Source organism: Flavobacterium sp., assembly GCF_023151265.1.
In the GTDB taxonomy this organism is placed as follows: Bacteria; Bacteroidota; Bacteroidia; order Flavobacteriales; family Flavobacteriaceae; genus Flavobacterium.
The window spans coordinates 1-4,860 of the sequence record NZ_JAKLJH010000171.1 but is presented as its reverse complement, the minus strand read 5'-3'; the positions used below and the strand labels follow the sequence as shown (position 1 = coordinate 4,860).

General features: G+C 33.1%; 9 protein-coding genes. All 9 read left to right on the top strand.

The annotated features are described in order from the left end of the window. Positions 1-48 precede the first annotated feature (48 nt). Entirely contained in the window at positions 49-786 is a 738-nt protein-coding gene (locus L6Q46_RS12745; protein ID WP_291284624.1) for an NRDE family protein, read from the top strand. Next, complete coding sequence (locus tag L6Q46_RS12740) at positions 779-1,462, top strand: DUF6695 family protein (RefSeq protein ID WP_291284623.1); 684 nt, start codon at positions 779-781, stop codon at positions 1,460-1,462. The genes L6Q46_RS12745 and L6Q46_RS12740 overlap by 8 nt, the downstream gene beginning before the upstream one ends. After that, complete coding sequence (locus tag L6Q46_RS12735) at positions 1,437-1,748, top strand: DUF6695 family protein (RefSeq protein WP_291284622.1); 312 nt, start codon at positions 1,437-1,439, stop codon at positions 1,746-1,748. The genes L6Q46_RS12740 and L6Q46_RS12735 overlap by 26 nt, the downstream gene beginning before the upstream one ends. Further along, the gene (locus L6Q46_RS12730) at positions 1,745-2,332 is read left to right on the top strand and encodes a peroxiredoxin-like family protein (protein WP_291284621.1); all 588 of its coding nucleotides are present in this window, start codon (positions 1,745-1,747) and stop codon (positions 2,330-2,332) included. Before L6Q46_RS12735 ends, L6Q46_RS12730 begins: the two co-directional genes overlap by 4 nt. A 2-nt stretch (positions 2,333-2,334) precedes the next feature. Further along, positions 2,335-2,784: a thioredoxin family protein gene (locus L6Q46_RS12725; RefSeq protein ID WP_291284620.1), complete on the top strand. Its 450-nt coding sequence runs from the start codon at positions 2,335-2,337 to the stop codon at positions 2,782-2,784. 1 nt (position 2,785) lies between these two features. Further along, positions 2,786-3,409, top strand: coding sequence for a thioredoxin family protein (locus L6Q46_RS12720; RefSeq protein WP_291284619.1), 624 nt, complete (start codon positions 2,786-2,788; stop codon positions 3,407-3,409). Continuing rightward, entirely contained in the window at positions 3,379-3,582 is a 204-nt protein-coding gene (gene nrtS / locus L6Q46_RS14020) for a nitrate/nitrite transporter NrtS (RefSeq protein ID WP_363315879.1), read from the top strand. The genes L6Q46_RS12720 and nrtS overlap by 31 nt, the downstream gene beginning before the upstream one ends. 89 nt (positions 3,583-3,671) lie before the next feature. Continuing rightward, on the top strand, positions 3,672-4,187 hold the full coding sequence (locus L6Q46_RS12715) for a T9SS type A sorting domain-containing protein (protein ID WP_291284618.1): 516 nt from the start codon (positions 3,672-3,674) through the stop codon (positions 4,185-4,187). Position 4,188: 1 nt separating this feature from the next. Beyond that, positions 4,189-4,746 (top strand): peroxidase-related enzyme, encoded by a 558-nt coding sequence (locus L6Q46_RS12710; protein ID WP_291284617.1) that lies wholly within the window; start codon positions 4,189-4,191, stop codon positions 4,744-4,746. Positions 4,747-4,860: the final 114 nt, after the last annotated feature.

Below are 4,860 nucleotides of genomic sequence, written 5' to 3'. Positions count from 1 at the left end.
TAAAAGCACATTTGGATATGCTCCTTCAACCATAAGACATATTAAAATATGTGCACAGTAACATACATACCAACAACGAGCGGTTTTTATTTCACCTCAAGCAGGGATGAAAAAGCAAGTCGTGAAACTATCCCCCCAGTTAGATATAACAATAACGGGCTTGAATTAATTTATCCAAAAGATGAATTAGCAGGTGGAACTTGGATTGCATCATCTTTGACAGGAAAAACAGCTTGTTTACTAAATGGCGCATTTTTAAATCATCATAAACGAAACGATTATATAAAAAGTCGTGGTTTAATTCTATTGAATAGCTTCAATTATGACAATGCTATTCAATTTTCTGACAGCATTGATTTAATAAATATTGAACCCTTTACATTATTAACTCTTGATTATTCGTCAGGTAAATTAACGGAGTTTTATGAATTTAGATGGGATGGAGAAAACAAGCATTTAAGAAAATTAGATCAAGACTCAAATCAAATATGGTCATCAGCAACGCTGTATTCGCCAACCATCCAACAAGCAAGACAACAATTATTTAGAGATTGGGTAGTAAAACATCAAGATTTTGAGGATAAAATGATTTTAAATTTCCATAATAGAAAGCATGGATTGAATATATCTGATGATCTTCTGATGAAAGGTGAAGGGGACTTAATGACATTAAGTATTTCTCAAATTCATTTTGGTAATAATACCTCTCATTTCAATTATTCTGATATCATTAATAAAAGAGATTATAAAGTTGAACTTTTAAAAAACGAATTAGTAAATGCATAACGGTATAGCAATAACATTGGCATGGCCTGAAACGCTTTGTAAACAAGCCGGAGCGTGGTACGATAAACCTTTAAAGTGGTTAGGTATTAACAAATCTAATTACTACAAGGTTGGTCATGCTGCGATTGTTTTAATTAACAAAGAAAATGGAAATTGTCATTATTTTGATTTTGGCAGATACCATTCACCATATCAACATGGCAGAGTAAGAAGTGCGTTTACCGATCATGATTTAGAAATGAATACAAAAGCCATTGTTTCTGAAAGTGGCAGCCTAAAAAATTATAATGAAATTTTACTGGAACTTTTTAATAACGAATCGTGTCATGGTTCGGGTAAACTCCACGCATCCTATTGTCATGTTAATTTTGATAAGGCACACAAAAAGGCAAATGAAATGCAGTCCATTTCACCAATTCCTTATGGCCCATTTTTACCAAACGGAACTAATTGCTCTCGATTTGTAAATACGGTTGTATTAGCAGGAGAGCCAAAATGGTTTTATCGCCTTGTATTGGCAAGTCCAAAAACATTAAGCCCAACACCAATAGGAAATGTTAAGGCTTTGTCTAACTATGCTACAGTTGGCTTTATTAAACAAACAACCGAGGTTTTAAAACCAAGTTTTAAAACTGTAAACAAAATATCTTATGAACCAAGCAGAAGTATATCATAAAATTGTACCTAGCCCATCGAAACCAAGTCACTTACCAAGCAACATCCATTGGTTGAGTGGGGAAGGTTGCGGATCTTGGTTTCATTTAGAACAGGAGGAAAAAGGTTTTTTAATTTCAAGGTATAGCCCTGAAGGAAAACTTGAATGTCAAGGAATTTTTGAACAAGTGTCAGGCAACGCCATTGAAGTAAACAAATCATTTGAATTCACTTATTTAAGCCATTGTGCAGAAGTGAATATCATTCAAAACAACCAAGGATTAAAATTTAAATTAATTAGTAAATGATAAAATATATTTCAGTTATTCTGTTTACGCTAATTACAACTTTTGTCAATGCACAAAACGACACTTTTAATATTTTAAAGGCAGGAGACAAAGCCCCTTTAATTAAAGCGCTTAGCTACAACAATACAACTATAGACTTAGTAGAAATGCTCAAAAACGGAAAAGTTGTTTTAGTGTTTTACCGAGGAGCATGGTGTCCCTATTGTAATAAGCACATGAGTAATTTGCAAGACAGTTTAAATCTAATTTTAAACAAAGGAGCTTCTGTAATTGCAATCTCACCTGAAGTAGAGAAATCAATTGAGAAGACAATTTCAAAAACCAAAGCATCATTTAATATCATTCATGATAGTGCTTATGTGATTATGAAGAATTATGGTGTAGCTTTTAAAGTAAGCGAATCAACAGTAAAAAAATATAAGTTGTTTGGGATAGATCTTGAGGAATCAAATGGTAATAAAGATAACGTGTTACCTGTTCCTGCTACGGTTATTATTAATCAGGACGGAACAATAGGTTACATACATTTTGATGAAAATTATAAAAAAAGATTAGGGATTAAAGAAATAGTAAATCATTTATAGATATGAAAACGATAGCGCTTACATCAGTATTACTTATTACTGTACTTATTATTTATGGGTTTAAAAAAACCACTTCGCAAACAAAAACAGATGAAGGTATTCAATTCTTTACCGGAACATGGCAACAAGCCTTAGATAAAGCTAAGAAGGAAAATAAATATATATTTCTTGATGCCTACGCCAGTTGGTGTGGCCCTTGCAAAATGATGAAGAAAAAAACATTCACCGACAAAGCTGTTGGAGAGTTTTATAATAAGCATTTTGTTTGCGTTGCAATCGATATGGAGAAGCCGGGGGATGGCTCTGCATTGGCTGATAAGTATTCTGTAGAAGCTTATCCAACACTAATTTATTTACAATCTGATGGTAAATTTATTGGAAAAGCGATGGGTTTTAGAAAATCAAAAGAATTTTTAGAAATGGGTGAACAAATTATAGCTAAAACAAAATAGTATGGATTTAAACAAGATTTTTAAATCGGCTCTTTCATATTCAGAATATAGAGAGCAAGTAGATAATTTGGTTGCAGGTGGAAAAACTACCGGAAACAATCAAAGTGAGAAATTACTAGAGTTTACAAAACTAAACATTCAACGAATGAACAGGATTGATAAAACAACCCAACTATCGTCTGAATTGGCAGAAAAACTAAACAGAAGTAGTCAAAGTTTCAACTGGCTTTTAATTGGCGATGCGTGGTGTGGTGATTGCGCTCAAGTGATTCCTGTTATTAATAAAGTTGCCGAAGCGATGAATGGTAAAACTGTATTGAGAATAATCTCAAGAGATACTTATCCGCAATTGATAGATGAATATCATTCTAATGGTGCGAAAGCCATTCCTAAATTATTAATTCTATGTAATGAAACAGGAGAATTATTATGCACATGGGGGCCAAGACCTCAGCCTGCACAGGAGATAATGTTAAACTGGAAAAACAACAAAGATAAGATCTCATGGGAAGATTTTGAGAAGGAATTGCACCTTTGGTATGCACGTGATAGAGGGCAAACAATAATACAGGAGTTTATTGACTTAATGGAAGTATGCGAAAAGAAAACTATCTTACAGCACTAAAGATTTCATTACTAATTGGAACTCTACTAAATGGCATCAATAGCTATGATGTCATGTTGAATGGTGATTGGACATTCAAATTGATACTAAAAATGTTGCTTACATATTGTGTACCTTTTGGCGTATCGCTATATTCATCATGGAAAGTAATCCAACAAACACATAAAAAATGACTCGAACTTTGAAACTAATAGTATTAATTACTCTGTTGGGGAGTTTCATAACAGTGAAGGCACAGCACGTGAACCTTTCAAATTTTTATTTGATTCCAAATAACAAAGAGGTGTTGTTATTTTGGACAATTGATAGTGGCCCAACCTGTAATGGCATCACCATTTGGCATTCAACTGATAGCGTGAATTACGAGGAAATTGGGCATATTGGTGGCGTATGCGGAAGTAGTAGTTCTGCTATACCCTATAATTTCACTGATAAAAGCCCACTTCTAAACACAGTTAATTACTACAAGCTTCGACTAGGATATGCGCAGTTTACGGAAGTCAAAACAGTAACGATAAAGTACAATGAACCGGGTAAACTATATGTTTATCCAAACCCATCAATTGAGCAAACCATAATTGAATTTAATAACGATCAAATGAAACAACACTCATTAATCGTTACAAATAATTTGGGAAATGTGGTTTATAAAAAAGAAGGTGTATTTGAGAATCAAATTTCGTTGATCACATCAGGATGGAATTCGGGAACGTATTACATTGCACTTTTCGATAACGCAGGAAATGTTTTAAAAGAAAAATTAATTATTTCAAAGTAAAATGCCACACATAAAAGTAATTGAACATAGTGAAGCCGAAGGGCAGCTAAAAGAAATTTATGATGACTTGGTTACTAAAAGAGGAAAGTTAGCGGAGGTTCATAAAATACAAAGCTTAAATCCTGAGTCGATTGTAAAGCATATGGAATTATACATGACCATCATGTTTTCAAAATCTCCTTTGAGTAGGGCTCAAAGGGAAATGATTGCTGTTGTAGTGAGCGTTGCTAACAGTTGTTTGTATTGTCAAACGCATCACGCAGAAGCATTAAATCATTACTGGAAAGATGATAGTAAAATTTCTCAATTAAAACGAGATTATAGTAAGACTGAACTTTCGGATATTGATTTAAACTTATGCGAATTAGCGTGGCAATTGACACGAATTCCGAGTGTAACAACAGAAACAATAATATCAAAATTCAAAGAATTAGGATTGGAGGACAGAGGGATTTTAGATGCGACTTTGGTAATCTCTTATTTCAATTTTGTAAATAGAATGGTATTGGGCTTAGGCGTTCATTTGGAAAAAGATAAAGGAACAGGTTATAAATATTAAAAATTTATTATGATTAAGTTGATAGAAAAATATGGCTTTTTTAGGTTAACTTTAATTCCCTTAGGATCAGTTATTATTATTTCAGCTTTTATTAATGGAATATGGGGAATGGGA

Bases quoted from the DNA above. Each gene is read 5' to 3' on its own strand.
- L6Q46_RS12745 (WP_291284624.1), top strand. From the start codon at position 49: ATGTGCACAGTAACATACATACCAACAACGAGCGGTTTTTATTTCACC.
- L6Q46_RS12740 (WP_291284623.1), top strand. From the start codon at position 779: ATGCATAACGGTATAGCAATAACATTGGCATGGCCTGAAACGCTTTGT.
- L6Q46_RS12735 (WP_291284622.1), top strand. From the start codon at position 1,437: ATGAACCAAGCAGAAGTATATCATAAAATTGTACCTAGCCCATCGAAA.
- L6Q46_RS12730 (WP_291284621.1), top strand. From the start codon at position 1,745: ATGATAAAATATATTTCAGTTATTCTGTTTACGCTAATTACAACTTTT.
- L6Q46_RS12725 (WP_291284620.1), top strand. From the start codon at position 2,335: ATGAAAACGATAGCGCTTACATCAGTATTACTTATTACTGTACTTATT.
- L6Q46_RS12720 (WP_291284619.1), top strand. From the start codon at position 2,786: ATGGATTTAAACAAGATTTTTAAATCGGCTCTTTCATATTCAGAATAT.
- nrtS (WP_363315879.1), top strand. From the start codon at position 3,379: ATGCGAAAAGAAAACTATCTTACAGCACTAAAGATTTCATTACTAATT.
- L6Q46_RS12710 (WP_291284617.1), top strand. From the start codon at position 4,189: ATGCCACACATAAAAGTAATTGAACATAGTGAAGCCGAAGGGCAGCTA.